The organism is Psychromicrobium silvestre (assembly GCF_013408295.1).
Taxonomy (GTDB): Bacteria; Actinomycetota; Actinomycetes; order Actinomycetales; family Micrococcaceae; genus Renibacterium; species Renibacterium silvestre.
This window is the reverse complement of the sequence record NZ_JACBYQ010000002.1, coordinates 1,383,664-1,410,545: the sequence shown is the minus strand read 5'-3', so window position 1 is coordinate 1,410,545 and position 26,882 is coordinate 1,383,664. Positions and strand designations below refer to the sequence as shown.

24 protein-coding genes, 1 tRNA gene and 1 pseudogene are annotated in these 26,882 nt (G+C 60.8%); 7 read left to right on the top strand and 19 right to left on the bottom strand.

Annotated elements, in window-relative coordinates; all coding sequences use genetic code 11:
* Positions 1-13: 13 nt before the first annotated feature.
* The 3 genes from FHU41_RS14475 to FHU41_RS14465 are packed head-to-tail and all read right to left on the bottom strand — an operon-like array spanning position 14 to position 4,969.
* Positions 14-1,186, bottom strand: a complete 1,173-nt coding sequence (locus FHU41_RS14475; RefSeq protein ID WP_179390302.1) for an acyl-CoA dehydrogenase family protein — start codon at positions 1,184-1,186, stop codon at positions 14-16.
* On the bottom strand, positions 1,183-3,351 hold the full coding sequence (locus tag FHU41_RS15210) for an ATP-binding protein (RefSeq protein WP_246279623.1): 2,169 nt from the start codon (positions 3,349-3,351) through the stop codon (positions 1,183-1,185). The genes FHU41_RS14475 and FHU41_RS15210 overlap by 4 nt, the downstream gene beginning before the upstream one ends.
* A gap of 10 nt (positions 3,352-3,361) precedes the next feature.
* Positions 3,362-4,969 (bottom strand): carboxyl transferase domain-containing protein, encoded by a 1,608-nt coding sequence (locus tag FHU41_RS14465; protein WP_179390301.1) that lies wholly within the window; start codon positions 4,967-4,969, stop codon positions 3,362-3,364.
* Positions 4,970-5,156: 187 nt separating this feature from the next.
* On the opposite strand from FHU41_RS14465, the gene FHU41_RS14460 reads away from it, so the two are divergent.
* Positions 5,157-5,750 (top strand): SACE_7040 family transcriptional regulator, encoded by a 594-nt coding sequence (locus tag FHU41_RS14460; protein ID WP_179390492.1) that lies wholly within the window; start codon positions 5,157-5,159, stop codon positions 5,748-5,750.
* A gap of 114 nt (positions 5,751-5,864) precedes the next feature.
* On the opposite strand, the gene FHU41_RS14455 is transcribed toward FHU41_RS14460, so the two are convergent.
* The 3 genes from FHU41_RS14455 to pdhA are packed head-to-tail and all read right to left on the bottom strand — an operon-like array spanning position 5,865 to position 9,447.
* Complete coding sequence (locus tag FHU41_RS14455; protein ID WP_179390300.1) at positions 5,865-7,247, bottom strand: dihydrolipoamide acetyltransferase family protein; 1,383 nt, start codon at positions 7,245-7,247, stop codon at positions 5,865-5,867.
* Positions 7,244-8,269 carry an alpha-ketoacid dehydrogenase subunit beta gene (locus FHU41_RS14450; RefSeq protein ID WP_179390299.1) on the bottom strand — a complete coding sequence of 342 codons (1,026 nt, stop codon included), beginning with the start codon at positions 8,267-8,269 and terminating at the stop codon, positions 7,244-7,246. Before FHU41_RS14450 ends, FHU41_RS14455 begins: the two co-directional genes overlap by 4 nt.
* Positions 8,266-9,447, bottom strand: coding sequence for a pyruvate dehydrogenase (acetyl-transferring) E1 component subunit alpha (gene pdhA, locus FHU41_RS14445; protein WP_179390298.1), 1,182 nt, complete (start codon positions 9,445-9,447; stop codon positions 8,266-8,268). Before pdhA ends, FHU41_RS14450 begins: the two co-directional genes overlap by 4 nt.
* 246 nt (positions 9,448-9,693) lie before the next feature.
* Between pdhA and FHU41_RS14440 the strand changes: the two genes are divergently transcribed.
* A complete protein-coding gene (locus FHU41_RS14440) occupies positions 9,694-10,167 on the top strand; it encodes an Lrp/AsnC family transcriptional regulator (RefSeq protein ID WP_179390297.1) in 474 nt (157 codons plus the stop codon).
* A gap of 11 nt (positions 10,168-10,178) precedes the next feature.
* On the opposite strand, the gene FHU41_RS14435 is transcribed toward FHU41_RS14440, so the two are convergent.
* From FHU41_RS14435 to FHU41_RS14415, 5 genes are all read right to left on the bottom strand, one after another.
* The gene (locus FHU41_RS14435) at positions 10,179-10,763 is read right to left on the bottom strand and encodes a DivIVA domain-containing protein (RefSeq protein ID WP_179390296.1); all 585 of its coding nucleotides are present in this window, start codon (positions 10,761-10,763) and stop codon (positions 10,179-10,181) included.
* 26 nt (positions 10,764-10,789) lie between these two features.
* A complete protein-coding gene (locus tag FHU41_RS14430; protein ID WP_425503330.1) occupies positions 10,790-11,746 on the bottom strand; it encodes a phosphatidate cytidylyltransferase in 957 nt (318 codons plus the stop codon).
* Positions 11,747-12,022: 276 nt separating this feature from the next.
* Positions 12,023-12,580 carry a ribosome recycling factor gene (gene frr, locus FHU41_RS14425; protein ID WP_179390294.1) on the bottom strand — a complete coding sequence of 186 codons (558 nt, stop codon included), beginning with the start codon at positions 12,578-12,580 and terminating at the stop codon, positions 12,023-12,025.
* Positions 12,581-12,625: 45 nt separating this feature from the next.
* The gene (pyrH, locus tag FHU41_RS14420) at positions 12,626-13,384 is read right to left on the bottom strand and encodes a UMP kinase (RefSeq protein ID WP_179390293.1); all 759 of its coding nucleotides are present in this window, start codon (positions 13,382-13,384) and stop codon (positions 12,626-12,628) included.
* A gap of 149 nt (positions 13,385-13,533) precedes the next feature.
* Positions 13,534-14,442: a LysR family transcriptional regulator gene (locus tag FHU41_RS14415; RefSeq protein ID WP_179390292.1), complete on the bottom strand. Its 909-nt coding sequence runs from the start codon at positions 14,440-14,442 to the stop codon at positions 13,534-13,536.
* A gap of 81 nt (positions 14,443-14,523) precedes the next feature.
* Here FHU41_RS14415 and FHU41_RS14410 point away from each other — a divergent pair, with 81 nt between their 5' ends.
* Positions 14,524-14,715 carry a hypothetical protein gene (locus FHU41_RS14410; RefSeq protein ID WP_179390291.1) on the top strand — a complete coding sequence of 64 codons (192 nt, stop codon included), beginning with the start codon at positions 14,524-14,526 and terminating at the stop codon, positions 14,713-14,715.
* Positions 14,697-15,572 (top strand): PhzF family phenazine biosynthesis protein, encoded by an 876-nt coding sequence (locus FHU41_RS14405; protein WP_218847234.1) that lies wholly within the window; start codon positions 14,697-14,699, stop codon positions 15,570-15,572. The genes FHU41_RS14410 and FHU41_RS14405 overlap by 19 nt, the downstream gene beginning before the upstream one ends.
* Before the next feature lie 93 nt (positions 15,573-15,665).
* On the opposite strand, the gene tsf is transcribed toward FHU41_RS14405, so the two are convergent.
* Both tsf and rpsB read right to left on the bottom strand, forming a co-directional pair.
* Positions 15,666-16,502: a translation elongation factor Ts gene (gene tsf, locus FHU41_RS14400; RefSeq protein ID WP_179390290.1), complete on the bottom strand. Its 837-nt coding sequence runs from the start codon at positions 16,500-16,502 to the stop codon at positions 15,666-15,668.
* Positions 16,503-16,606: 104 nt separating this feature from the next.
* Positions 16,607-17,548, bottom strand: a complete 942-nt coding sequence (gene rpsB, locus FHU41_RS14395) for a 30S ribosomal protein S2 (RefSeq protein WP_179390289.1) — start codon at positions 17,546-17,548, stop codon at positions 16,607-16,609.
* Positions 17,549-17,897: 349 nt separating this feature from the next.
* On the opposite strand from rpsB, the pseudogene FHU41_RS14390 reads away from it, so the two are divergent.
* A pseudogene (locus FHU41_RS14390) lies at positions 17,898-18,440 on the top strand (M23 family metallopeptidase); the annotation flags it as partial.
* Between the two features lie 102 nt (positions 18,441-18,542).
* On the opposite strand, the gene FHU41_RS14385 reads toward FHU41_RS14390, so the two are convergent.
* Complete coding sequence (locus FHU41_RS14385) at positions 18,543-19,733, bottom strand: acyl-CoA dehydrogenase family protein (RefSeq protein ID WP_179390288.1); 1,191 nt, start codon at positions 19,731-19,733, stop codon at positions 18,543-18,545.
* 222 nt (positions 19,734-19,955) lie between these two features.
* Here FHU41_RS14385 and FHU41_RS14380 point away from each other — a divergent pair, with 222 nt between their 5' ends.
* Positions 19,956-20,357, top strand: coding sequence for a YunG family protein (locus FHU41_RS14380; protein WP_179390287.1), 402 nt, complete (start codon positions 19,956-19,958; stop codon positions 20,355-20,357).
* 46 nt (positions 20,358-20,403) lie between these two features.
* Here FHU41_RS14380 and FHU41_RS14375 read toward each other — a convergent pair.
* From FHU41_RS14375 to FHU41_RS14355, 5 genes are all read right to left on the bottom strand, one after another.
* Positions 20,404-20,480: transfer RNA gene (locus FHU41_RS14375), tRNA-Ile, on the bottom strand.
* A 115-nt stretch (positions 20,481-20,595) separates the two neighbouring features.
* A complete protein-coding gene (locus FHU41_RS14370) occupies positions 20,596-21,807 on the bottom strand; it encodes a glycosyltransferase (RefSeq protein ID WP_179390286.1) in 1,212 nt (403 codons plus the stop codon).
* 46 nt (positions 21,808-21,853) lie between these two features.
* Positions 21,854-22,765 (bottom strand): DMT family transporter, encoded by a 912-nt coding sequence (locus tag FHU41_RS14365; RefSeq protein ID WP_179390285.1) that lies wholly within the window; start codon positions 22,763-22,765, stop codon positions 21,854-21,856.
* Between the two features lie 6 nt (positions 22,766-22,771).
* Positions 22,772-23,413, bottom strand: coding sequence for a CDP-alcohol phosphatidyltransferase family protein (locus FHU41_RS14360; protein WP_179390284.1), 642 nt, complete (start codon positions 23,411-23,413; stop codon positions 22,772-22,774).
* A gap of 52 nt (positions 23,414-23,465) precedes the next feature.
* Complete coding sequence (locus tag FHU41_RS14355; protein WP_179390283.1) at positions 23,466-24,239, bottom strand: phage holin family protein; 774 nt, start codon at positions 24,237-24,239, stop codon at positions 23,466-23,468.
* 141 nt (positions 24,240-24,380) lie between these two features.
* On the opposite strand from FHU41_RS14355, the gene FHU41_RS14350 reads away from it, so the two are divergent.
* Positions 24,381-26,855, top strand: a complete 2,475-nt coding sequence (locus FHU41_RS14350; RefSeq protein ID WP_179390282.1) for a phosphatidylglycerol lysyltransferase domain-containing protein — start codon at positions 24,381-24,383, stop codon at positions 26,853-26,855.
* Positions 26,856-26,882: the final 27 nt, after the last annotated feature.

The following is a 26,882-nucleotide window of genomic DNA, read 5'->3' as shown; positions in this document are numbered from 1 at the left end:
TTTGTCCAGAAGCTTAGAGGCCCAATTCCCTGGCGATCAGCATCAGCTGAACCTCGGTGGTGCCTTCACCCACCTCCAGTATCTTCGAATCGCGGTAGTGACGCGAGACGGTGAACTCATTGATGAAGCCGTAACCGCCGAACACCTGGGTGGCGTCCCGGGCATTGTCCATGGCAGCCTCGCCGGCCACCATCTTTGCCATCGCGGCTTCGGTCTTAAACGGCTTACCGGCCAGCATCCGGGCTGCGGCGTCGTAGTAGGCCAGTCGGGCGGTGTGCGCCCTGGCCGCCATCCGGGCAATCTTGAACTGGATGGCCTGGTAGCTGCCAATATTGTTACCGAAGGCGAAACGCTGCTTGGCGTAGCGAACGGATTCGTCCACGCAACCTTGTGCTGCACCGGTAGCCAGCGCGGCAATCGCGATCCGGCCCTCATCCAGAATGGAGAGGAAGTTCGCGTAGCCTCGACCCTGCTCACCGAGCAAATTTGCCTCCGGGACCCTCACGTCCTTCAGGGTCAGCGGGTGCGTATCGGAGGCGTTCCAGCCAACCTTGTTGTAGGCCTTCTCCGCGGTGAACCCTTCTGTATCGGTGGGTACCAGAATGGTCGAAATTTCCTTCTTCACGCTACCGTCAGCCCGGGTGGATTCCCCGGTTACCGCGGTCACCGTGACTAATCTGGTGATATCGGTTCCGGAGTTCGTAATGAACTCCTTATTACCGTTGATCAGCCACTCACCGTTATTCAAGCGAGCCCGGGTCTTGGTGCCACCGGCGTCGGATCCCGCTTCCGGCTCGGTCAGCCCGAAACCGGCGAGCGCCTGAGCGGAGGCCAGCATCGGCAGCCACTGCTGTTTCTGCTCCTCGGTACCGAAGCGGTAAACCGGCATGGCACCGAGCGAGACTCCGGCCTCCAGGGTGATAGCCACCGACTGGTCCACCCGGCCCAATTGCTCCAGAGCCAGAGCCAGCGCGAAGTAATCGCCGCCCATGCCACCGTATTCCTCCGGGAACGGCAACCCGAACAGGCCCATCTCCCCCATCTGCTTGACCACTTCGTAAGGGAAGCTGTGTTCCTCATCGTGTTTCGCGGAGACCGGAGCCACCACTTCATCGGCGAACTCGCGGACCGTGTCACTCAGGTCCTGGTACTCCTCGCTCAGGCCGTAGCCCTCGGATGTGGTCATGATTGCTCCTCGATGGATTCTGCCTGGCTTGTGACCGGCTTGGGGTGAATAGTGGCGACGATCTGATCCGCTTTGACCAGGTCACCGGTGCGCACAGAGAGCTGGACGATGCCGGCCACCCCGGCGCTCAGTTGGTGTTCCATTTTCATGGCTTCGACGGCGAGCAGGCTCTGCCCCTCGGCGACCTCTTCGCCGTCGCTGACCGAAATCGAGACCACGGTGCCGGGCATCGGCGAGCGCAGCACCGGATCGACCGTACCCTCGGGACGACCCATTGAATCGTTCTTGGCCTGCACAAGTTCCCGGCGGCTCACCTTGCGCAAGGCAAAGCTCGCGCCGTCCCGTCCGAGCCACAGGGTTTCGTCCGATTCGTCGAAGGCGAAGGTCCAGTGCTCCCGCTGTCCATCGACGGTCAAGGCCAGTTGGTCGCCGTCGAGCTCCAAGTCGCCATCGCCAACCGTTACCAGGTGAATATCGGCACCGTAAGCTATCGAGAAGCTGAGCTGCCGGTGCGCCCCGACCCGCCAGCCGTCGGCACGGTTCCAGACGCCGTCGCCAATCAGCCGGGCCGCGAAGAATTGGGCCGCTGCTTGGAACTCAGCCGCCCCGGGAGCCGCGAATTCAAAGGCCCCGGCCGCCAGTTTCCGCTCGATCATGGTGGTGTCGAGCTTGCCCGCCCGCACGTCCTGATCATTGATCAGCATCCGCAGGTACTCGGTGTTAGTACCCACTCCGAGCACCACGGTATTGGCGAGGGCGCCGTCCAAGGTGTTCAGCGCCGATTCCCGGTCTGGACCCCAGGCAATGATCTTGGCCAGCATGGGATCGTAATTCGAACCGATTTCCAGCCCGTCGATCAGTGCGGAGTCGTTGCGGATCACCCCACCTCGGGGCTGGGTGGGGCCACTGCCGCCGGGGTACCCGGCCGAGCCTGCGAGGTTGGGGAGGGACTGGGTGGGCCCACTGCCGCCGGGGTACCCGGCCGAGCCTGCGAGGTTGGGGAGCGGCTGGGTGGGGCCACTGCCGCCGGGGTACCCAGCCGAGCCTGCGAGGTTGGGGAGCGGCTGGGGAGGATCGTGGTGGACCAGCACGGTGCCGGTCTCCGGCAGGAAGCCACGTTCCGGGTTCTCCGCGTAGAGCCGGGCTTCCACGGCATGCCCCTTGAGTACGACGTCGGCCTGAGACATGGTGAGCGGCTCACCGGCCGCGATCCGCACCTGCCATTCGACCAGGTCGAGCTGAGTCACCATTTCGGTGACCGGATGTTCCACCTGAAGTCGGGTATTCATCTCCATGAAGAAGAACTCGTCCGGGGCTTGATCGGAGACCAGGAATTCCACCGTACCGGCGCCGCTGTAGTTCACGCTGCGGGCGGCATTGCACGCTGCTTCACCAATCCGGGCTCGGGTCGCTTCGTCCAGCAGCACCGAAGGAGCTTCCTCAATCACCTTCTGATGCCTTCTTTGCAGCGAGCATTCCCGCTCGCCCAGGTGGATCACGTTGCCGTGGTTATCCGCCAGGATCTGCACCTCGATATGCCGTGGGGTAGCTACCAAGCGTTCTAGGAAAAGGGTGTCGTCGCCGAAGGCGGAGGCCGCCACCCGACGCGCGGTTTTGAGCGTCTCCGGCAGCTCCTCAGCGGAGAAAACAGAGTGCATGCCCTTGCCGCCACCACCCGCGGAGGGCTTGATCAGGATGGGATAACCGATCTGTTCGGCGGCCTCAATCAGGGCTTCATCACTCAGCCCCGGCTCGGCTATCCCCGGCACCACGGGTACGCCATGTTCCTGGACATGATTCTTGGAGCGAATCTTGTCACCCATCACGTTGAGCGCGCCCACGTTGGGGCCAATAAAGGTAATGCCCTCGGCTTCAAGCGCTTGGGCGAAGGCCAAGTTCTCGCTCAGGAAGCCATAGCCGGGGTGCACGGCCTGCGCTCCGGATTTCCGGCAAGCCTCCAGGACGGCCTCGATATTGAGGTAACTCTCGGCAGCCGATGCGGGGCCAATGCACAGCGCCAGGTCCGCTTCCCGTACGTGCCGGGCTCCGGCGTCGGCCTCGCTATAGACCGCGACCGAACGGATGCCTAGCTGGCGCAGGGTTTTGATCACCCGGCAGGCGATTTCGCCCCGGTTGGCCACCAAAACCGTCTGAAACATGCTCATCCTTGACCGATCACATCCTGAACAGGCCGAAGGAGGTCTCCGGCAGCGGGGTCTGGGAACACACTTGGAGGGCTAGGCCCAGAATGTCCCTGGTATCGGCCGGATCGATAATGCCATCGTCCCAGAGTCGGGCGGTGGAGTAATAGGGGCTGCCCTGCGCCTCGTACTGTTCCTTGATCGGCGCCTTGAACGCCTCCTCGGCCTCGGCCGACCACTCTTCGCCGCGGCCCTCTAGCTGCTCGCGGCGCACCGTGGCCAGCACGGAGGACGCCTGCGCCCCACCCATCACCGAGATCCGGGCGTTCGGCCACATCCAGAGGAAGCGTGGGCTGTAGGCGCGTCCACACATCGAGTAATTCCCGGCGCCAAAGGAGCCGCCAATCACCACGGTCAGTTTCGGTACCCGACAGCTGGCCACCGCGGTGACCATTTTGGCGCCGTTCTTGGCGATGCCACCGGCTTCGTAATCCCGTCCGACCATAAAACCATTGATGTTCTGCAGGAAGAGCAGCGGAATGCCACGCTGATCGCAGAGCTCAATGAAATGCGCCCCTTTGAGCGCGGATTCGCTGAACAGCACGCCATTATTGGCCACGATCCCCACCGGGTGCCCATGGATGTGAGCAAAACCGGTGACCAAGGTACTGCCGTAGTTCTTTTTGAATTCGTGGAATTCACTGCCGTCCACGATCCGGGCAATCACCTCGCGGACGTCATAGGGAGCCTGCACATCGGTGGGCACGGCCCCGTAGAGTTCCTCGGGTGCGACGGCGGGTTCCCGGCTCGGCTGGGTGTCCCAGGCTGGCGCTTCTGGTAACGGCAGCGTGGAGACGATGTCTCGGACGATTTGCAGGGCGTGCTCATCGTTTTCCGCCAGGTGGTCGGTGACTCCGGAGATCTTAGAGTGCAGTTCGCCACCGCCCAGTTCTTCGGCCGTGACGATCTCACCGATTGCTGCCTTCACCAGTGGCGGGCCGCCCAAGAAGATGGTGCCCTGGTTCCGCACGATCACGGTTTCGTCGCTCATCGCCGGAACATAGGCTCCGCCCGCGGTGCAGGAACCCATCACCGAGGCAATCTGCGGGATCTTGGCGGCGGAGAGCCTGGCCTGGTTGTAGAAGATTCGGCCGAAGTGTTCTTTATCCGGGAAGACCTCGTCCTGTTTGGGCAGGAAGGCTCCACCCGAGTCAACAAGATAAATGCAGGGCAGCCGGTTTTCCAGGGCGATCTCTTGAGCGCGGAGGTGTTTTTTGACCGTCATCGGGTAATAGGTGCCGCCCTTGACCGTGGCGTCATTGGAGACCACCATCACCTGGCGGCCATGTACCAAGCCAATACCCGCGATCACCCCGGCTCCGGGGCACTCGTCATCGTAGAGCCCGTCGGCGGCGAGCGCGGCGACTTCCAAAAAGGGGCTGCCCTCGTCAAGCAGTTGGTCAATGCGTTCGCGGGGAAGTAATTTCCCCCGGTCCAGGTGGCGCTGCCGGGACCGTTCCGGGCCGCCGAGGGCCGCCGTCGCCAATTTTTCTCGCAGCTGCACAAGGAGTGCCCGATGTTCCGCCTCATTGCCTACAAAGCTCTCGCTTCCCGGCGCGACCGACGTGGTCAGGGTCTCCATTGACTTCCCCTCAACTGGACGAACCTTCGGCTAGCCCAGGAAAGCACCTGGGTTAGTGTTCGCTAACTGAGTTTTAGGTTAGTCTTTATTAACTGTGGTGTCCACCACGGAAGGCGGAGTTGTGGAAATCCATATCGACGAGGCGGAAAAGAACCCGGTTGAGCCCGAGGTGGGTTCCGCCGATTCCATGCCCACCCAACGCAGCCAAGCCAAGGCCAGCCGCCGCGAGGCTTTACTAACCGCCGCGGCAAGCCTGTTCGCTCAACGCGGCTTCAACGGTGTCTCCATTGAGGAGCTCGGCGCCGCCGCTGGAGTCAGTGGTCCGGCCGTCTACCGTCATTTCAGTGGTAAACAGGCCGTATTGGCTGCCCTGCTGGTGGGAGTCAGCGAGGATCTACTCTCCGGCGGACGCTCGGTGGTTGCCTCCCATCAATTGCCCACTGAAGCGCTGAGTTCGCTAGTGAGCTTCCAGGTGGACTTTGCCCTAACTAACGCGGACATCATCAGGGTTCAGGACCGCGATCTGGCCAGTATGAGCGCCGAGGACCGCCACGCCGTCCGAGCCCTGCAACGCGATTACGTGCAGCTCTGGGTCGATACGCTCAGCCGCCTGCATCCGGAATCCGAGGACGCGGAGCTGCGAATCCGAGCACACGCCGCCTTTGGTCTGATTAATTCGACGCCTCATTCGCTCCGCTCACACAACCGTTCCGGAAGCGTCCCGGCCAAAACGGCTCGCCCGCTGCTGGAGCAGATGGCGCTAGCCGGGCTATTGGCCTAGTTCCAGCACTTTCACCCACGCCGAGTGTGGAGATCTGCATCTTTTGACCGGGTTTTACCGTGCAGATCTCCACACTCGGCGGAGGTTGGTGGGAGGGAGCGGAGGTCGGGGAGCTTAGATCATGGTGATGAGCATGCCCGGATCGGCAAGAATGGTGCCAATATCCGCCAGGAACTTCGAGCCCTGCTCACCATCCACCAAGCGATGGTCAAAGGACAGGCTGAGCGTCATCACCTGACGAAGCGCCACCTCGCCCTGATATTCCCAGGGCTGACGGCGCACCGCACCCATCGCCAGGATCGCGGCCTCCCCCGGGTTCAGGATCGGGGTGCCCGCATCAATACCAAAGACCCCAATATTGGTGATCGAGATAGTACCGCCGGAGAGCTCGGCGGGACTGGTCTTCCCGGCCCGGGCGGTCTCGGTCAGCTCGGCAAGAGCCTGAGCAAGTTCGGTCAGCGAACGCGATTCGGCGTCCTTGATATTCGGCACCATCAGCCCGCGCGGGGTGGCCGCAGCAATGCCTAAGTTCACGTAGCTCATCGTGACGATTTCCTGGTTCGCCTCATCCCAGCGGGAGTTCAGCGAAGGATTGCGGCCGACGGCGACGCACAGCGCCTTGGCCACGATGGTCAAGGGAGTGAGCTTGAGACCCGCGAAGGCTCGGCTGACCTTGAGCTTAGCCAAAAGCTCCATGGTCGGGGTGACGTCCACGGTCAAAAACTCGGTGACGTGCGGCGCGGTAAAAGCGCTGCTGACCATCGCGGCTGCCGTGTACTTGCGTACCCCCTTGATCGGCGTGCGCACCTCGCGGGGCAGCCCGGCAGCCGCTTGTCCCGCAGCAAACGGGGCGGCAAGCTGAGCTGAACCAAGAACCTCCGAGCTCACAACGGCGGCCTGGACATCCTCGCGGGTGATCAAGCCACCCACCCCGGTACCGTTCAGAGCGCTCAAATCCACGCCGAGATCCCGAGCCAATTTGCGCACCGGCGGGGTTGACCTCGGTCGCTCTCCAACGTTTTGGACAACGTTTTGAACCAGGTTTTGGACCACCGCCGCGGCAGGCAGCGACACCGAAGCCGCCGGTTCAGCGGCAGCCTGGGCCGCCGTCGTCGAAGCAACAGCTAAAGCAGCCCCCGGACGTGCCCGTCTGGCGGGTCTACCGCCCTTTTCCGGCTCCGCGCCGTAACCCACCAGGGTGGGAACTCGTTTGCTGTTCTGCTCCTCGGCGGGAGCGTCCGGCGCGGAATCCTCGGAACCTGCAACTTCGAAGGAGACAATCGGATTGCCCACCTCCACCACGGTACCGGGCTCCTCGTGCAGCCTAGAGATCACGCCTTCGTAAGGCGAGGGAAGCTCCACCACGGCCTTGGCGGTTTCCACCTCGGCGATCACCTGGTTGAGCTTAACGGCATCCCCCACGGCAACTTTCCAGGAGACGATTTCGGACTCGGTCAGGCCTTCGCCCAGATCCGGAAGAGTAAAAACCTTGATCATGCCTGGCCATCCAAAGAATCGAGCGAGCTCAGTGAGTTATGGCGTCCGAGAGCCCGGTCCACGCCGTCCAGGATCCGGTCCAGATCCGGCACGTGGTGTTTTTCGAGTTTCGACGGCGGATAGGGCACATCGAAACCGGTCACCCGGACCGGAGCGGACTCCAGGTAGCTGAAGCAACGTTCGGTCAGGCTGCTGGCAATCTCGGCACCCAGTCCACCGGTCTGCGAAGCTTCATGGGCAATCACCAGACGACCGGTCTTGCGCACCGAGGCTTCCAGCGGCGCGTAGTCGATGGGTGCGAGCGAACGCAGATCGATCACCTCAACGGAAATACCTTCATCCTCGGCGGCGAGCGCCACGTCCTTTGCGGTGGCAACCAGCGGGCCATAGGCCACCAGGGTGACGTCGCTTCCGGCAGTAACCACCCGAGCGTTACCCATCGGCAACGCACTGGACAGCTCGGCGCCCTCATCCACCTCGCCCTTGGTGTGGTACCGACGCTTCGGCTCGAAATAGAGCACCGGATCGTCGCTGGCAATAGCCTGTTGAATCATCGTGTAGGCGTCCTGCGGATTGGAGACGCTGACCACACGCAGACCCGAGGTGTGGGTGAAGTAGGCTTCCGGCGATTCCGAGTGGTGCTCCGGGGAGCCGATGCCGCCACCGAAGGGAACCCGGATGGTGATCGGCATTTTGACCTTGCCCTGGGTACGGTAGTGCAGCTTGGCTACCTGGGCCACGATCTGGTCGAAAGCCGGGTAGATAAAGCCGTCGAACTGGATCTCCACCACCGGTCGGTAGCCACGGAAGGCCAGTCCGACGGCGGTGCCCATGATTCCGGACTCGGCAAGTGGGGTGTCGATCACCCGGTGCGCGCCGAAGTCCTTTTGCAAACCATCGGTGACGCGGAAGACGCCGCCGAGCTTGCCGATGTCCTCCCCCATCAGCACGACCTTGGAATCGAGTTCCATGGCTTTGCGTAGGCCCGCGTTAATCGCGCGGCCAAAAGTCAGCTGGGTCATGAGTTGGCTCCTTCGGCAACGGCGTTCTCGGCCTGGTCGAAGCCGGCTAGATAGCGCTGGTAGTGATCCCGTTGCCGCTCCAGTGCGGAATTCGGCTCGCTATAGACGTGGTTAAAAACGTCGAGCGGCTCCGGATCGGGAAGGCTGATGGTGTTGGCGCGCAAATCCTTCGCCACGGCATCAGATTTCGCTTCCACGGCTGTTTTGACTTCCTCGGTGAGCAAACCCTTGGATTCCAGCAGAATGGCGAGTCGGGCAATCGGGTCCTTGGCCGCCCAGTCTTCCAGTTCATTGGCGTCGCGATACCTGGTTGGGTCGTCCGCCGTCGTGTGCGGTCCCATCCGGTAGGTGACCGCTTCAATGAAGCTGGGGCCACCGCCCTTCCGTGCCCGATCCAGGGCAATTCGGGTTGCCGCCAGCACGGCGAGCACATCGTTGCCGTCCACTCGCATCGAGGGGATACCGAAACCTGGGGCTCGATCTGCAATGACCTGATGAGCTTGCAAGCCCACCGGCTCCGAAATGGCCCAGTGGTTGTTCTGGCAGAAGAAGATCACCGGAGCTTGGAAGGAAGCCGCGAAGACCATGGCCTCGTTCACATCACCCTGGCTGGTGGCGCCGTCGCCGAAATAGGTGATCACCGCGGAATCGGCACCATCGTTCACAATGCCCATGGCGTACCCCGCGGCGTGCAGCGTCTGCGCGCCAATAATGATCTGCGGGGTGGCCATATTGAATTCGAAAGGGTCCCAACCGCCGTGGGTATTGCCACGCCAGATTTTCAGGGAATTGACCAGATCTAAGCCGCGGACGTAGGCAACGCCGTTCTCTCGATAGCTGGGAAAGACGAAGTCCTCCGGAGCAAGTGCTCGGGCGGAGCCGATCTGCGCGGCTTCCTGTCCCAGTAACGGGGCCCAGAGCGCCAATTGCCCCTGCCGCTGCAAGGCGGTGGCCTCGGTATCGATCCGACGAACCACCACCATATCCTCATAGAACTGGATTAGTTCCTGGTCGGTGACGTCCTGGACCCACGGATCGAAGTCCGGGTTTACCAGCCTCCGGCCATCGGCCGTGATCAGCTGGATGAAGTTCTCATCGGCGGGTACCTGGCGTCCCGCAAGACCGGCCAGGCCAGCAAGGCTGGAATCCTCTCCGCCGCCGGGTGTTTCGGATGACATGACGTCCCCTTCCTCCTCGGACCTGGGTGCGGTGCCGAGCATTGTTCTCGATGCCGGGAATCATGGTGGATTCTCGGTGATCTACCGGCCCAGCAGCCGCTGTTTTCAACCGCCGAGCCACCCCGATCCCCCTCGATCGGTTCTACTGTGACGATACTCACAGCCCGCATTCAGCACAACTGGCGATTCAAATACTCATCATTATGCTCAAGTTTTGCCCCTCGAACTGTGCTAATCTTGCGCACTATGCGAGCTTTAGATAGTACCGATCTGCGACTGCTCATGACCCTGGTTCAGGACCCCCGGCACACCGTGGTGGCGCTAGCTCAGAAACTAGGACTCTCCCGAAACACCGTCCAAGCTCGGATGACCTCGCTGGAGCGAAAGAATGCCTTCCTCTCCTTCGATCGGCGGATCAACCCTGCCACTCTGGGTTACCCGCTGACCGCGTTTATCACGGTGCATGTGCAGCAGCAGAAGCTGAGCCAGCTGGCCGGAGAGCTTTCCGAGATCCCGGAAGTTTTGGAAGCGCACGGACTGGCCGGCGAAGCCGATCTGCTGGTCCGGGTGGCGTCCCGGGACGCCGAGGATCTGTTCCGAATCACCGGCAAGATTCTGGCTTGTGATGGAGTGGAGCGCACCGATACCGCCCTGGCGATGAACGAGTTCGTACCTTTCCGGATCGAACCGTTGCTAAAACAGGCGGTGGCGAGCACTTAGGCCAGCAACCTCTAGTCGATAGAGGCCATTAATTCGATTACTCGATCGAGGAAGGCGTCTACCTGCTGTTCTTCGTAGCCTTCTTTTCCGTTTGCTGCACCGAAAACAGCCCGCCGCGGCACATCGACGCTCAACGGCTTATCCTGCTCGAAGTATTCGATCAGCTGCCCGCAGAGCAGATCCACATCGGCAATCCGGTAGCTGCGCACGTTCCGGCGAGGACGACGGAATCGCTCCCCTTCCGCCCGGTGCAGGCGCGCCCGCAACACTCCGGACAACCTGCCGATCTGCGCTAGCCAGGCGTCCTCGCCCTTGCTAGTGATCAGCGCATCGCGTTCGCGCTGTGCAAAAACGTCTTCCAACCGGTCCAGAGCGGCGTCCACGGCCTGCGGTTCGTAGCCGCCGTGCACAGCGTCGAAGGTCATCTCGCGGACATCTCGGCTGCTCAGTGCCTTCTCACCATCCTGCTCGGAGGTGTAGATTTCGCGTGCCTTCGCCAGGAACTGATCAACCTGTTTGGGGTTGTAGCCGTAGTTCTTACGATCGACTCGGGCGAAGGGCGAGGCCGCAGCCTTGTCCGGAAGTGTCTCTGTCACGGGTACATTCTATCCAGTAGACCGGCTCAGAACAGCTCAAGCAGGGCATAAATCAGGAAAGCCACCGGCGCCGCGAACAGGATTGAGTCGAGCCGGTCCATCAAACCACCGTGACCGGGCAAGATACTCGACATGTCCTTCACTCCGAGTTCGCGTTTAACCATGGACTCGGCCAGGTCACCTGTGGTGGCGGCGGCCACCATGCCTAGGGCTAGCAGCACACCGACCCACCAGGGCTGTTGCAGAAGGAAGATCGCAGCCAATACGCCGACTATCGCCGCTCCGAGCACGGATCCGGCAAAGCCTTCCCAAGACTTTTTCGGGCTGATCTTGGGAGCCATCGGATGTTTCCCGAAAAGCGCCCCGACCAGGTAGCCGAAGGTGTCATTGGCCACCACCAGGAGCAGCATGGTGGAGACCCGCAGCGCTCCAGCGCTGGCCGTCCAATTTCGGAATTCGAAGAGGCTGGCCAGATTATTTGGGTCCCGCAGCACCAGTAAGGCAAAACTGATCAGAAACGGCACCCAGGCGAGCACAAAGATACCCGCGAAAATACTTTGTCCGGCACCTGGCACCGGGTCCAGGGTGCGCCAGATCAGGATAGCCAGAGCACAAGCGCTGAGCGCGAAGAGCAGCCCCTCGGCTCCCGCATAGTAAGCAGCCACCGGCATGGCCAGCACGCCGACCATCATCGGCACGAGAGGCACCCGGACATCGCGTTGCAGCAGTCCCCGGCTGAGCTCCCAAACCCCTAAGGCGGCAGCCAACACCACCATGGCTAAGAATGCTGGCGGATAAAGCAGCAGGCCGACCAAAACGGCGACTAACAGGAGAAGGCCGACGCCGATTGCGGCTGGAAGGTCGCGACCGGCACGGGATGCCGGGGCCGTCGTGGTTTGAACGGCGCCGGGCTCACTCACCGGGCTCTCCGCCTTCGGGGGCAAGGCTAGCGTGGGCTCCCCTATCGGGGCGACCGGAGCCATCGCAAAGGCACCTTTGGGCAGTTCGGTGAGGGGCGACGTCGGGCGCGGTATGGCAGGTACCGATCTGGCCCGGGCAGCGGGCACCGCCGGAATCGCACCGGTCAAAGGCGCCTTGTGCGCCTCGGCCGAGGATGCCCGCGAAGGCACCTGCTCCGTCGAAGACTCGGGAAGCCCGGCACCAGACTGTCCGGTGGCTTGCTTTTCCGCCTCGCGTTCGGCGGCGCGCAGAGCCCTCCGGCTAGGTAGGGGCGCTGGTTCGGAGGGCTCGCTCATGGCTCAGACCTCGAGGAGTTCGGCTTCTTTGCGCTTGAGCAGCTCGTCGATGTTGTCGGTGTGAGATTTGGTCAACGCGTCGAGTTCTCTTTCGGCGCGTGATCCCTCGTCCTCACCGGCGTCGCCGTCTTTGACGATCTTATCGAGCGTCTCTTTCGCCTTACGGCGGATATTGCGGATCGAGACCTTTGCGTCCTCGCCCTTACCCCGGACGATCTTAACGTAATCCCGGCGACGCTCCTCGGTAAGCTCAGGAATCACCACTCGGATCACGTTGCCGTCGTTCGAGGGGTTCGCCCCAACCTCCGAATTGCTCAGCGCCTTCTCAATATCCGCCAGGGCGGAGCGATCATAAGGGCTGATCAGCAGGGTACGGGCCTCCGGCACGGAAAAGGAGGCGAGTTGCTGCAAGGGTGTGGGGGTGCCGTAGTAGTCGACCATCACCTTGGAGAAAAGGCTCGGATTGGCTCGGCCGGTACGGACCGAACTGAAGTCTTCTTTGGCCACCTCGACTGCCTTGTCCATCTTCTCTTCGGCCTCGAGTAGGGTTTCTTCAATCACTGATATCTCCTGGTTTGAAAGCTGCTCACATTCATACTACGGCTACTAGGCGGTGACCAAGGTTCCCAAGCTCTCGCCCCGGATTGCCTTGGTGACGTTGCCATCGCCTTCCATCCCGAAGACCAGCATGGAGAGATCATTGTCCTTACAGAGGCTGAAAGCGGTCTGGTCCAATACCCGGATATCGCGCTGTAAGGCTTGGTTATAGGTCAATCGCTCCAGTTTGACGGCGCTCGGATCCTTCTTCGGATCGGCGGTATAGACACCGTCCACCCCGTTCTTAGCCATCAGGACGATATCCGCGTGTACCTCAAGCGCCCGCTGAGCCGCCACCGTATCGGTGGAGAAGTAGGGCAGGCCCGCACCGGCACCGAAGATCACCACCCGCCCCTTTTCGAGGTGTCGGATGGCGCGGCGGGGAATATAGGCTTCAGCCACCTGCCCCATTGTGATGGCGCTCTGCACGCGGGTTTCCACTCCGGCCTGTTCCAGGAAGTCCTGTAACGCCAGACAATTCATCACGGTACCCAACATGCCCATGTAATCCGCCCGGGAGCGGTCCATACCGGATTGGGAAAGTTCGGCGCCGCGGAAGAAGTTTCCACCACCGACGACGACGGCCACCTCCACGGTGTCAACGGTCGCCGCGATCTGTTGCGCAATGCCCCGGACGGTCGCCGGATCGACACCTAATTTACCGCCGCCGAAAACCTCGCCGGAGAGCTTCAAAAGCACCCGCCGCTTGGTTTTGGCTGGAATGTTCAGTGGTTCTTTGCTGTTCTCGGTGCCAACAGTGCTCTCCATAGCGCCTTCCCGGGGGCTCGCGATGCTCTTATAGGGCCTGAGCTAGATTATCGTGTTCCGACCCCGCCGGGCGAACCGTGGTTGTGCGTTGACCGCAAGCTTCGGTCAAAACGGGGTGGATCAACGGAACAACTTGCAGCCACTTACGGCTATAGAGCGGCCTCCGGCGTTGCAACACACTGCAATAAGAGTTCAACAGCTCGCTGCCCGATCGGTCGGTGCACTATCGATTCCTTGATGAGCACCGAAATCTGCCGTACCGGTTCCGGATCGACCACCGGAATAGCCCGCACCGTGTGCGGCAACTTCCGAGCCGCGAGCCCGGGCAGCACGGTAACCCCGATTCCCTCGGCCACGAACGCAATAGCGGTGAAGTGGTCCTGCGCCTGAACCTGGAACCGAGGCGTAAATCCGGCGGCGTCACACGCGCCCATGATGACATGCCTGCACATTCCATTCGCGAAGTCGTTATCCACCCAGATTTCGTCCCTTAGCTCGGCAAGCGATACGGCTGCCCGCCCCGCAAAAGGATGTTCTTGATGCACCACGGCTACATAGGGGTCATCGGCGAGATGTTGTTGCCGATACCCAGTGGGAAGAGGCCGCTCGTAGTAGCGCGATTGCACAATCACATCGATATCGGGATGGATGGACTGCTGACCATCGGGGAATTCGTTGAGAATCAAGTCCAGCCTCAACTGCGGGAATTCATCCATTAGCTTTCGAGCCATTCTGGGCACCCAGCTCGAACCGGCGGAAGCGAAGTAGCCCATCGTCAATCGACCTGTCACGCCGTCACGCAGATCGGCAACCACACCGGACAAGCGACTCAGACTTGCTATTACCTCGTCGCTCTCCACGGCCAGCGCCTTGCCGTAGGAGGTGGGCACAATCCCCCGCCCGGAGCGTTCAAAAAGGGTCAGGCCGGTCTCACGCTGCAGCAGAGCCACTTGCTGACTCACCGCCGAAGGTGTGTAGCCAAGCTGGCTGGCGGCAGCCTGAATGGAACCGTTGGCGATAACCGAGCGAAAAATACGCAGCCGATGCGGATCAAGCATGACTTAACCATACAGCAACGCTTAACTGTTAGATAGAAACAATCGCTTGTGCTGAAGTATTGTTGCCCCTCAGCATGAAGTATGAAAACTTTTCAACACTGGTTTCGCTCTCAGGCTCGCAGGTTAACGCTTAGCCAAGGCAATGCGGGCTTCCCACTCGGCGGCCAGACCCCTTCGGATCGGGATTATGCCCGCATCTCGCACGATTTGCAGGCGGTGCAGCAACATCAGGACAATGCCCACACCGGGAAACCTTGGAAGAAGGTTCGATAAGCGATACTCGGCATCAGCTAAAGCGCTATTCGGCGTTCACCGATCACGGTCAGGGCGGCAACCCCGCCGGAGTGGTACTCAATGCTGAGGCGCTCGACGCCGGGGCGCGGCTGGCTTTAGCGAACGAGGTCGGCTACTCGGAGACCGCCTTTGTGGAACAAGGCGAGGCACCCGATCATTACCGGGTCCGCTACTTCAGCCCGAAGGCCGAGGTGCCCTTCTGCGGCCATGCAACTATCGCCACCGCGGTCGCCCTAGCGGAACTACGAAGCCCTGGATTACTCGACTTCAGCACCCTAGCCGGGCCCGTCGCCGTCGAAACTGCACTCACCCCGGAAGGCATCAGCGCCACTTTGCGGAGCGTTCCGAGCCGGATTGACCCCGTGGCACCGACCGTCTTAGCTGCCGCCTTACGGAGCCTCGGCTGGGCTGAGGCCGATTTAGATCCTCGATATCCACCACGAGTCGCCTATGCAGGTGCCCAACATCTAGTCCTGGTGGTAGCTAGCCGAGCACGGCTAGCGGCCCTCGACTATGACTACGCCGCCCTTTCGGAACTGATGTCGGCTCAGGACTGGACGACGCTCCAACTGGTCTGGGCGGAAAGCCCCGCCCTGTTCCACTCCCGTAATCCCTTCCCACCCGGCGGGATTATCGAGGATCCGGCAACCGGTGCCGCCGCCGCAGCATTTGGCGGCTATCTGCGCGCACTGAAGCTGACCGAAGCAGCCAGCCAGTTCACCATTCTGCAAGGCGAAGAGATGGGCAGGCCCAGCAGATTACTCGTTGATTTACGCCCCGGCGAAGCTGGTGTGCGGGTCACCGGCCTTGCTTCCCCCATCATCACCACGGGCTGAGCAGGCGCAGGCTGGGCAGAACAAGGCTGAGTAGAACAAAAAGGCCCCAGGAACGACCCAAGAGGGTCGTTCCGGGGGCCTTTTGAAGGAAACTTAGGCGCCTACGCGGAAGCGAGCGAAAGCAACCGGAGTCGCCTTGGCCTCTTCTAGCACCTGAGCGATGCTCTTCTTGGCATCCTTGGCGAAGGGCTGATCCAGCAGCACATTCTCCTTGAAGAAGCCGGTCAAACGACCTTCCACGATCTTGGTCAGGGCAGCCTCGGGCTTGCCCTCGGCACGAGCGGTCTCATCCGCAATCCGGCGCTCGCTATCAACGAGTTCGGCGGGCACCTCTTCACGGGTCAGGTAGTTCGGGCTGTAAGCGGCGATGTGCACGGCAACATCGTGTGCAGCAACAGCAGCCTCGTCACCAGCACCCTCGACGGCGAAGAGCACGCCAACCTGAGCGGGCAGATCCTTCGAGGTCTTGTGCAGGTAAGCATCAACCACGGCACCGGTTACCCGTGCCAGGCGGCGGACGGCGACCTTCTCACCCAGCAGCGCGCCAGCTTCGATCACCAATTCGGAAAGCGGCTTGCCTTCCACCTCGGCGGTCAGCAAGCTATCGACGTCTTCGGCACCCGAAGCCACAGCAGCAGCCAGAACCTTGTTCGAGAACTCGATAAAGGGAGCAGCCTTGGCTACGAAGTCGGTCTCGCAGTTGACCTCGACCATGACGCCGACGCCGTCATTGACGGTAGCGGCAACCAGGCCTTCGGCGGTGGAACGGCCTTCACGCTTGGTGGCGCCCTTGAGTCCCTTGATGCGAATCAGTTCGAGCGCCTTTTCGGCGTCGCCGTTCGCCTCGTCCAGGGCCTTCTTGACGTCCATCATGCCAGCGCCTGTGCGCTCGCGGAGAGCTTTGATATCAGCGGCGGTGTAGTTCGCCATATGAACTCCTCAGTTATGGGTGAATAAGTTTCGGGCAGAAAACTGCCGGAACACCAACGGCCGTTGAGGCTTGGCTAGCATTCCGGCAGCATCCCGCAGCAAAATTACTTGCTTTCGGTGCCTTCTTCGGCAGCAGCTTCCTCAGCAACGGCCTCTTCGGCAGGAGCAGCAGCTTCCTCGGTAAATACCTCGGCGGCCTTCTCGGCTTCGGTTCCGGTGATGACCTCGGCGGCTTCCTCAGCGGGAATCGCCTCGGACTCGCTCTGTGCGGCGGCGTGGCCTTCGAGCAGCTCGCGCTCCCACTCAGCCATCGGCTCGGCAGCGGCGGTTCCCTCATCGGTGCCAGTTGCCTTGGAGTTACGGGCAATCAAGCCCTCGGCCACGGCGTCAGCAACCACGCGGGTCAGCAAGTTGACGGAGCGGATCGCGTCATCGTTACCCGGGATCGGGAAATCAACCTCATCGGGATCACAGTTGGTATCCAAGATGGCGACCACCGGGAGGTTCAGCTTCTTAGCCTCGTCAATGGCGAGGTGTTCCTTCTTGGTGTCCACGATCCAGATCACCGAGGGGACCTTGGTCAAATTGCGGATACCGCCCAGGTTGGCTTCCAGCTTGGTCAGCTCACGCTTGAGCAGCAGGAGTTCCTTCTTGGTGTGACCGGAGGCGGCGACGTCTTCGAAGTTGATCTCTTCGAGTTCCTTCATCCGCTGGATCCGCTTGGCCACGGTCTGGAAGTTGGTCAGCATACCGCCGAGCCAGCGGTGATTAACGTAGGGCTGGCCCACGCGAGTAGCCTGCTCGGCAATGGCTTCCTGAGCCTGCTTCTTGGTGCCGACGAACAGCACGGTGCCGCCGTGGGCAACAGTGGCCTTGACGAACTCGAAAGCCCGGTCGATATAGGACAGCGACTGCTGCAGGTCAATGATGTAGATGCCGTTGCGCTCGGTGAGGATGAATCGCTTCATCTTCGGGTTCCAACGACGGGTCTGGTGACCGAAATGTACGCCGCTGTCTAGCATCTGGCGCATAGTGACGACGGGCATGCCGACGCTCCTTAGAGTTGAATTTACGGTTATTCCTAGTGCCCAGGAGGCGCCCTTTTCCTTCAAAACCATTGCTAGCTCCGAGGGACCGTGGGGCGTCAACCCGCTCATCGCTGTAACCTGATGATTGCGGAGATGGGCACGCGTAGTCAGCGCACCTTGGGAAGACCCCAGACGCCCTGCTGGTATTAGTGTACAGCAAGGCACAAGGTCACCAGCTCCCGCAGCGTGGTCTCGGCGACGGCCCGAGCCGCCAACTTCTCCTGCACAAGTAGTCCTTAGGAGCGCTTTCCCCACATTGCACGATTCCGTACTAGTCAGCGCAGCGGAACTGTAAAAATCTGGGAGGGTGTTCAACTCTCCCCCAGCACCGCTACCTCTGCCGGTTCTTCCACCAGTCAAAAGTCGCTGGCGTCCACCACCAATCCTGCAGACTGCCTTCTTCCTGCTAGCAATCCTGGCTCTAGTCTCAGCCCTGCTGCCCGCGCCACCGCGAGCAGCCCTCGCTGCGAGTAACGCCTCATGGAGCTGGCCAATACAACCGCGAGCAACCGTGTTGAGAGGCTTCGAGCCAACCGCGCAACCGTGGCTCGCAGGTCATCGCGGCGTGGATTTAGCTGCGAGTCCGGGAACCAAGGTGTATTCCCCCGCTGACGGTACGGTCATCTTCGTGGGCTGGGTGGTGGATCGAAACGTGCTGACCATAGATCACGGTGGCGGCTTGCGGAGCAGTTTCGAACCGGTAGACAGTAAGCTCCACGAAGGCGAACGAGTGACTCGCGGTCAGCTCATCGGGGTTCTAAGCGCCAGTGCGGCCGGTGGGCCCAAGGCGACCGGTGGGCATTGCGCACCAGCTAGTTGCCTGCATTGGGGCGTCCGCCGCGGGGAGGTTTATCTGAATCCCCTGATCTTCCTGGGTGACAGGCGCCCTTCGGTGCTGCTCCCGCTCGGCCCGGCGGACGCAGCTTTGACGCCCGCCGGAGGAGCAAGGACATCAGACGATAGCGGAAATCCCGGTGATCGCTCTCGCCGTCACCAAGGAGTTGATCTCGTAGGTGCCCTCGTAGGAGTAGATAGCTTCCGCATCGGAGAAGATCTTAGCCATCTCGTAGTCGGTGACAATACCGTTGCCGCCCAGAATACTGCGCCCCAGCGCCACGGATTCACGCATCCGTGCGGTGGTGTAAGCCTTCGCCAAAGCCGATTGCTCATCCTTAGCCTGACCCAGATCTTCGAGCTGCGAGAGCCGTACCATCATGGACATCGAGGCTACGGTGTTGCCGAGGATCTGTACCAACTGATCCTGCACCAATTGGAAAGAGGCCAGCGGACGACCGAATTGAATACGCTCGACGGCGTAGCGGCGAGCCACGTCGAAGGTCGCCAACTGCTGGCCCACAGCCTGCCAAGCCACCGCCAAACGGGTCACCTTGAGCACCTTATTGGTGTCCCTAAAAGAATTGCCGTGCGCCAGCTTGAACTCCTCCGGTACCACCACATTTTCCAAGGTGATGTCCGCGTTCTGCACGCTGCGCAGGGCGATCTTATTCTCAATCTTCGTCGCGGTATATCCCTCGGAGGCGGTATCTACCAGGAAGGCTTTGACCTGATTATCAGCTTCATCGCGGGCGTAGATGACAACCCAGTCGGAGAAGGTGGCATTACCGATCCAACGCTTAGCGCCGTTGAGGATCCACTTTCCACCCTCCTTACGTGCGGTAGTCCGGGTGCCACCTGCCACATCGGAGCCACCCAGGGGTTCGGTCAAGCCGAAGGCCCCGATCTTCTTCAGAGAGTAGATATCCGGAAGCCATTCAGCCTTCTGCTCTTCGGAGGCGAGAGCTTCGATTGATCCGGTGAACAAGCCGTCGTGAACGCCCATGAAGGTGGCAATGGAGGTATCCGCTCGGGTGAACTCAGCGTGCACCAGACCGGCAAAGAGATTGCTATATCCCTGCCGACGCACCGGACTCATCACGTCCAACTCGGCTAGCTTGGGGATCAGGTCCATCGGGAATTCCGCACGATTCCAGTAGTCAACCGCAATCGGCTTAACCTCTTTAGCCAGGAAGTCCCGGATCTGCTGCAAACGCTCGCGTTCCCCATCAGTGAGCAATTGCTCGAAGGAGTAGAAATCGCCATCGGCATAGGGCAGGTTGTTCACATCTACAGCACTCTTGGACATAACGATCCTTTGCAAAAGAAAGATAGGTTACTCAGAAGTAACCTATCTCAGATCTCGTCCCCGGTAAAGCGCTTGAGCCCCGTGCTCCGCCGGAGTTATCCCGCCTTCTCGCCACCGTTGGTCATAAGGATCATCGAGTATCCTCGGAGTTGCCCCTAGGCGCTCTCGGCGTGGAGACTAACTGAGCACTATTTGTCGGCGGACAGGAATAGGGTGGCAACCATGACGACGTGGACATTTGCTGAAATCGAAGAGGCTTTCCGCGCCTCCTGGAGCAATGAAACCACCTGCCTGGACGCAAAGTCACTGGCTCGGTGGACCCCCGGAAATCCTGCGCATGGTCAGTGTGGACCAACGGCTTTAGTAGTCCAGGACCTCCTCGGTGGAGATCTCTTACTCGCCGAGGTGACAGGTGGCGAGGAAGCCGCGGAGGTGCATTATTGGAATCGGCTTAGTGAAGTAGAAATAGATCTCACCAGGGAGCAATTCTCAGCCGATCGAATCATCGGAACACCTCGAATCGTCGTACGACCACCCGAAGGGCCGCGAGCGCACCGCGCCGAATATCAGCTACTTCATTCCAGGGTCTTCGCCGCGCTCGGCATAGCCCACCAAGACAAATAAAAACCGTAAGCCAGTCGCGAAAGAAACGCTGCTGACCCACGGCTTTTGGTAGGGCTACTCGGACTTGAACCGAGGACCAAGGGATTATGAGTCCCCTGCTCTAACCAGCTGAGCTATAGCCCCGTGCGTTGACTCTCACGATGTAGATCGTGAAAAGTTCAACTGTGCCATCTTAGTAGAAATCGACAGAAACTCTAGCCGCTTACCATCAGGCTGGCGGCAGTCGCTGCGACCGAACCTAGACGATTTTGTCCTCGTAGCTCGCCCCATAGTAGAGGTCTTCGAAGGTCTTCAGGGTGGCCTCGATGCCATGCCGGTCTGCTACCGCCCGGCTGGCCGCTCCCATCACTTCTTGATCTGCCCGAGGCAGGGAGAGGATCCGAGTGAGCTTCTCGGCCAGATCAGCACTGTTCCCGGGCTCAAAGAGGAAGCCATTCTTCTCTTCGTCGATCAGATGCGGCAAGGCCATGGCATTGGCCAGCACCAAGGGCGTGGAAGCACTCGCCGCTTCCAATGAGACCAGTGATTGCAGCTCTGCGGTACCGGGCTGGACGAAAACGGCAGCCCGAATATAGGCTTCGCGGAGTTCCTCGTCCGGGGCAAAACCCAGAAAGCGAACTCGGTCCGTCAGCCCTAATCGACTTACTTGTTCCTCCAGCATCGGCCTGAACTCGCCGCCACCGACGATCTCCAAATGTGCATTCAGCTCGGCGGGCACCTTGGCCAGCGCGTCGATGAGCACATCGACGTGCTTCTCCTCTGCCAACCGGCCGGCGAAGAGCACCGTGGGGTAATCGTAACGGGTGATCTGCTCGTCTTCCGCGGCCTGGTAGGCGGCTGCATCGATGCCGTTGGAGACCGGGAGCACCTTACGCAGGAAGGCGTGATCGTGCATTGCCTTGGCTGCGAGCGGCGTGGGCGTGGTCACCACAGCCGCCTTACCCATCACCTTGCCCATATCGCGCCAAGAGTTCTTGGCCACGATCTTCAAGAACCAATCGGGGAAGGGCAGGAAGGGGTTCAGGTTCTCCGGCATGAAGTGGTTGGTGGCGATCACTCGGATGCCCCGGCGCACGGCTTCCTCAATGGTCGCCTTGCCGATCATGTAGTGGCACTGAATGTGTACGACGTCGGGCTTTACCCGGTCGAAGAGCAACGCGATCTCACGCTTGATCTCCCAGGGGTAGCACAGCCGGTAGGTCGGGTGAGTGAAAATCGAGTGTGAACGGAGCCGATGGACTTGCGCTTCCGGACGCAGCTCGGTGAAGCTCGGCCCGGTGTCGTTACGGGCGGCCAGCACATGCATCTCGTGTCCGCGAGCACCCATGCCCTTGGCCAGCCGGTAACAGAACTGGGCTGCGCCATTGACGTCCGGCGGGTAGGTATCGGCCGCGATAAGCACCACCAAGGGCTTCCGAGATTGGCTGGCTTGATCGGGTGTCGAACTCACGTATGGCTCCTGAAGTCACTGCCCTGCGGGCACTACTGATTGGGCATTATTTGCGTTGCGCCCGCTTGGCCGCATCTCTCGCGTCCCGCTTTCGTTGCACCACATCGGGGTGATGCCGCGAAAGCACAATGACACCAACGATAGCAAGCAAAGCCGCCACCACCATGGCAATAGCGATCACGGCGGGCACGTTGGGCTGCAATTCCTGCAAAATAGCGATGCCGATCGCGATGCCCACAATCGGGTCAATCACGGTAAGCCCAGCAATCACCAGATCGGGTGGTCCGGAAGCGTAGGCGCTCTGCACAAACCAGGATCCTAGGCCACCCGCCACCGCAATAGCGATCACCGAGTACCACTGCAGATTGAGCAGGAACAGCCCGTTTGGATCGAAGAGCTGTTTGGAGATGATCCTGGTCAGTACGGCAACAAAGCCAAAGAGCACACCCGCGCCAATAATGTAGAAGAAAGCTTTGAGTCGGCGCCTCCACAACAGCACTGAACCGCCCAGGACGCCTACCACGATGATCAAGAGCAACACGATGGTGAGCTCCTCCTCCACCGTGACATGGGTGTTCTCTCGGACCACATTGACCGCGAGCAATACGAAGGAGGCGCTTCCGGTCACACAGATCGTAATGGCCACCACGGTGGCTCGATTGATCCGGATGCCCTGGTCCTTAGAGTTGACGATCGTGGTGATCACCAGGGCGATGGCTCCAATCGGCTGAATCACGGTGAGCGTGCCCAGGCTCAGCGCCACCACGTTAAGTACCATTCCGGCCCCGAGCAGCAGCAAGCCCAATACCCAGCGTGGATTGCCCAGTAAACGCAGGAAACCGTTACCACCCAGAGCCAGGCCGCCGGTGTTCGCTTGCACCGCGCTGCCCTGACGCTGCGCCCCGAAGGCAAGGAAAAATGCCCCGGCTATCGCGCAGGCTACCGCCAACCAGACCATAGAGGGTTACGCCTCGTGATCCGGCGTCGGGCCCTGCGCAGCGGGTCGGTGTAGCTCGTGATGCTTGCGGACAATGGCCCAGAAGTAGTTATAAGCCGCGATGAGGTGACCAATAATGCCGAGGGTCAAAATAATCCAGGCGATCCAGCTGAGTACATTCGGCTCGTGTCCCAGGGCCTTCGCGAGCAGCAGCATGGGGGTGCCAATGAGCAGTGCGGCTGTGCGTAGTTTGCCAATGATGCTCACCGGCAAATCCGGGTGCCAGCGGAAGAAGACTAAAGAAACGGTGAAGAGTACCGCGTCCGGCACAATGATCACTGCGAGTAACCACCAAGGGGCGACGCCGGCCACCACCAGGGTGATGGCTACCGTAATCAGGGCAATCCGGTCGGCAAGCGGGTCAAGAATCCGGCCGAGCTTGGAGGTCTGATCAAAACGTCGGGCGATGTAGCCATCCACCCAATCGGTGCTGCCCATGGCGGCCAACACCACGACGCCCCAGCCGTACTCCTGTTTTGCTAGCACCAGCCACATGAAGAGCGGGACGCCAAGAAAGCGGACCACGGTAAGCACGTTCGGGATGGTGAAGATGCGATCATGGTCCACGATCGGCTCACCTGGGCGGGCCCCAGCACCGATCAGTCTCATTCACGCTCCCTTCAATGTTTGTGGTGGTTTCCCTAGGAATGCCTCGGGGCGATTACTTCTTGAACAACTTTCTCAGCAGAACGAAGAAAGTCGTGGTGGACACGGCGGCAACGCTCAAGGGAAGCCATTTTTGCCGGACCAGGTTGACGGGCGAACCTGGATCGTCCAGCAGTGCCTTAGCCTGCTTTTTCACATCCATCCGCTCAACGAGGTCCTCACGCAGTCCCAGCAGATGCGCACGGCGGGCGGTAAGCCGCTCCCTCAATTCTGCCTCGGTGGGTACCGGATCAGCCGCTGCTGCCTTAGCCTCACGCTCGGCCTTAGCAGCTTCCGCCTGAGCTAACTTCTCGGATTTGAGAGCGGCTTTCTCTTCCTTGCTCAGTTCCGGCTTGACCAGGGTCTGGGGGTCGAAGCTAACACCCTCGCGCATCACACCCAGATCATGTTTTAGCCCACGGATCGCTTCTTCCGGCATCAACGGAAGCGCCTTCTTGAAGAAACGCAGCCCCAGCAACGCTGAAATCGCAATAATCAGCAGGAAGAAAGCTGCCACGATCAAGGCCGCCAACCAAGCGGGCAGCACCGTGGCCAAGCCCATAATTGCGGCGACCACCAGGGCAATGACCAGCAGTCCAAGAAACACCAGCGCGGCCCCGAACATCCCAGCCGCGATGCCAACCTTGACGCCCTTGGCTTTCAGCTCTTCTTTTGCGAGCGAGAACTCGTCGTTGAGCTGCCTTGGCGCCAATCTGAGCAGTGTCCGGGCGTTGCCCAGCAAGGAATTGTCGCCGGTATTGCCCGGGGTCTGGGCTTGTGGACTGCTCATCGGTCTTGCCTCCATGGCTCTGCTGCTGCGGTAGAACGCATCTACCCATCAAAATTACCATTCAGCGGGCACACAGCGTTCCACAGGAACTTAGCGCGAGGTCCCGCTTCGGGCGGAGTGACAAGGCAATAACATGTAAAAGTGACCATCCCGACGCACTCAGCTCCGCGCCCACGCTGGTGGAGCGTCCGGTCTCTGGCGCTTCCGGTGATCCTGCTGTTGCTCTTCTGGCTGCTCGGCGCGTTGACAAATTCCTTGCTGGACGGACCGGCGGATCCGGTGCTGCACAGATTTGCCCTGGATTTCAGCACCGCCGCCCTGCAACCCTGGACGCTGATCAGCTCAAGCTTCTTCGCCACCGGACTCGCCGACTACCTGATCAGTAGCGTATTGCTACTGGTCGGGATCGCCTTCGCCTGCCGTTTCGCTGGGAACTGGCGCACTATCTTAGCCTTCGTATTGGGCGCTACGCTGAGCTCATTCCTACTCAATCTGATGATCGACTGGGGTGTTTCCAACGATGCCCAGTGGCTCGGGTACCTAGGCGGCGATTACCAGGTGGGCTGCTACGCCGGGCTCTGCGCGGCAGTCGGTATGGCGACGGCGGCGCTGGAGTCGCTATGGCGCCGTCGCCTTCGGCTATGGCTACTGGCTGGCACCATTATGTTCACCCTCTATCTTGGCGTTGGGCAGAGCATTCTTGCCTTTCTTGGCGCACTGATCGGCATCCTGCTCGGTTCGCTGCTCTTACGCAGCCGGGCGGAACATCGGCTACGCCACTCCAGCCTCCGCGAGACCCGGGTGCTGTTGGCTACCGTGGTAGCCGTGTTCGCGATCGGGCCGTTGATCGCCCAGTTCACCGCGAATTTCTCGGCTGGGCCGCTCTCCTTCGTCAATGAGCTGACCTTGCAGAGCAGCATGAATAGCCAATCGGTTCAGCAAGCCTGCAACGGCCAGGCCACCTGTGAAACCCTGCAATCCATCGTGGGTGCCAGCAGCCCTGGCGCCGTACTTCTCACCTTGATCCCGGTTTTACTCTCCCTGGTCTGCGCTGAGGGACTACGCCGAGGGCGGCGGCTTCCGCTCTGGATCACCATTGCCGTCCAAGGCTATCTAGCGGCTCTTTCGCTGCTGGTTACGGTGCTTTATCTGACCGATCCGAGCAACGAGCAGTCCCCCGATCTGCTCAGCTTCCTCGCCGTGTATCTTGCCCCTATGGTGCTCGCTCCGCTGGTGACCGTGCTGGCGCTGCTGCTGAACCGGCATGCCTTCCAGGTGCGCTCCAGTCCGGAGAGCGTTCGCGGCCTGGCGCGCACCGGCCTGGCGCTCGCGGTCAGCTTACTGCTGGTCTACGTGGTGGCCTGGTTCGCCGAGGACAATCTCAGCACTGATGTGCTCGGCAGCCTACTCAGCCAGCTTCCACATCTACTCATCCCCTTTCCCGGCCCGCTGGATAGCAATCTGCCCCAGGGGTTGATCTGCACCCTGCTCTACACCTTCGGCGCTGCCGTCATCTGGCTCATAATGCTGTACCTGATGGTGCGCGACTACTGGCGTTTCGGTGGGCAAGGAGCCGATCAGGCAGCTGATCGCGCCATTGCTGCTGGATTGATCCGCCGCGGTGGTGGTGCGCTTTCCCATATGGCACTCTGGGAAGGAAATTACTATTGGTTCACCGCGGACGGCCAGGCCGGCGTCGCCTATCAGGTCCATCACGGGGTGGCCCTCACCGTTGCCGATCCGTTTGGTGAGGAAGCCTGGCGGGCAGCCGCAGCTCAGGGTTTCGTGACACATTGCATCGAACAGGGCTTGGTACCTTGTTTCTACTCCGCCTCGGCCGCGCTAGGACCGGGAGTGGCGGAACTAGGTTTCCGTCCGCTCGAGGTGGCGGAGGAGACCCGGCTCGAGGTGACTTCCCAAGCCTTCCGAGGCAAGGAGTGGCAGAACGTACGCACCGCCCTGAACAAAGCCCGCAAACTCGAAGTGCGGAACATCTGGGGCACTTTCGCCTCCTTCAGCCCAGCGGTGCGCAGCCAGATCGCTCAGCTAAGCGAAGAGTGGGTGGCGGAGAAAGCGCTGCCACAGCTTGGCTTCACCCTGGGCGGACTAGAAGAGCTGAAGGATGATTCGGTGCTTTGCTGTGTGGCCATGGATGAAGCCGGGCAGGTATTGGCGGTGACGAGCTGGTTGCCCGTCTATCGGGAGGGCCAGATAGAGTCCTGGACCCTGGACTTCATGCGCCGCCATCCGGATTCCTTCAATGGCGTGATGGAGTACATGATCGCCTCTGCGGTAAGACACTTCCAGCAGCAGGTCGAGGTGATCTCCCTCTCCGGCACCCCGCTGGCCAGCGCCGTTAGCGAGGGCGGCGGACGCCCCGAGGACGCCATGTCCCGGCTACTTTCTTTCCTGGCCGCAGCCCTGGAACCCTTTTACGGATTCCGCTCGCTGGCCGCTTTTAAGGCGCGCTTCCAACCCAGTCATCGCACCATGTTCATGTACTATCAGGATCCCCTGGCGCTTCCCTCAATCGCTTTGGCCGTCACGGAAGCCTACCTACCCGGCCAATCAGCCCGGCAGCGCACCCAGATGCTACGGCAATTGCTGTCGAAATAATCCGGCACCGATCTCATACCTGGGTTT

Excerpts from the sequence above, each read along its gene's own strand:
- FHU41_RS14440 (WP_179390297.1), top strand. The coding sequence starts at position 9,694 with ATGCGAGCTTTAGATAGTACCGATCTGCGACTGCTCATGACCCTGGTT.
- FHU41_RS14385 (WP_179390288.1), bottom strand. The coding sequence starts at position 19,733 with ATGTCCAAGAGTGCTGTAGATGTGAACAACCTGCCCTATGCCGATGGC.
- FHU41_RS14455 (WP_179390300.1), bottom strand. The coding sequence starts at position 7,247 with ATGATCAAGGTTTTTACTCTTCCGGATCTGGGCGAAGGCCTGACCGAG.
- FHU41_RS14360 (WP_179390284.1), bottom strand. The coding sequence starts at position 23,413 with ATGAGACTGATCGGTGCTGGGGCCCGCCCAGGTGAGCCGATCGTGGAC.
- pyrH (WP_179390293.1), bottom strand. The coding sequence starts at position 13,384 with ATGGAGAGCACTGTTGGCACCGAGAACAGCAAAGAACCACTGAACATT.
- FHU41_RS14475 (WP_179390302.1), bottom strand. The coding sequence starts at position 1,186 with ATGACCACATCCGAGGGCTACGGCCTGAGCGAGGAGTACCAGGACCTG.
- FHU41_RS14465 (WP_179390301.1), bottom strand. The coding sequence starts at position 4,969 with ATGGAGACCCTGACCACGTCGGTCGCGCCGGGAAGCGAGAGCTTTGTA.
- FHU41_RS14410 (WP_179390291.1), top strand. The coding sequence starts at position 14,524 with ATGAAAACTTTTCAACACTGGTTTCGCTCTCAGGCTCGCAGGTTAACG.
- FHU41_RS14460 (WP_179390492.1), top strand. The coding sequence starts at position 5,157 with ATGCCCACCCAACGCAGCCAAGCCAAGGCCAGCCGCCGCGAGGCTTTA.
- FHU41_RS15210 (WP_246279623.1), bottom strand. The coding sequence starts at position 3,351 with ATGAGCATGTTTCAGACGGTTTTGGTGGCCAACCGGGGCGAAATCGCC.
- tsf (WP_179390290.1), bottom strand. The coding sequence starts at position 16,502 with ATGGCGAACTACACCGCCGCTGATATCAAAGCTCTCCGCGAGCGCACA.
- FHU41_RS14365 (WP_179390285.1), bottom strand. The coding sequence starts at position 22,765 with ATGGTCTGGTTGGCGGTAGCCTGCGCGATAGCCGGGGCATTTTTCCTT.
- FHU41_RS14415 (WP_179390292.1), bottom strand. The coding sequence starts at position 14,442 with ATGCTTGATCCGCATCGGCTGCGTATTTTTCGCTCGGTTATCGCCAAC.
- FHU41_RS14430 (WP_425503330.1), bottom strand. The coding sequence starts at position 11,746 with ATGGCTCCGGTCGCCCCGATAGGGGAGCCCACGCTAGCCTTGCCCCCG.
- FHU41_RS14380 (WP_179390287.1), top strand. The coding sequence starts at position 19,956 with ATGACGACGTGGACATTTGCTGAAATCGAAGAGGCTTTCCGCGCCTCC.
- rpsB (WP_179390289.1), bottom strand. The coding sequence starts at position 17,548 with ATGCCCGTCGTCACTATGCGCCAGATGCTAGACAGCGGCGTACATTTC.
- FHU41_RS14355 (WP_179390283.1), bottom strand. The coding sequence starts at position 24,239 with ATGAGCAGTCCACAAGCCCAGACCCCGGGCAATACCGGCGACAATTCC.
- FHU41_RS14450 (WP_179390299.1), bottom strand. The coding sequence starts at position 8,269 with ATGACCCAGCTGACTTTTGGCCGCGCGATTAACGCGGGCCTACGCAAA.
- pdhA (WP_179390298.1), bottom strand. The coding sequence starts at position 9,447 with ATGTCATCCGAAACACCCGGCGGCGGAGAGGATTCCAGCCTTGCTGGC.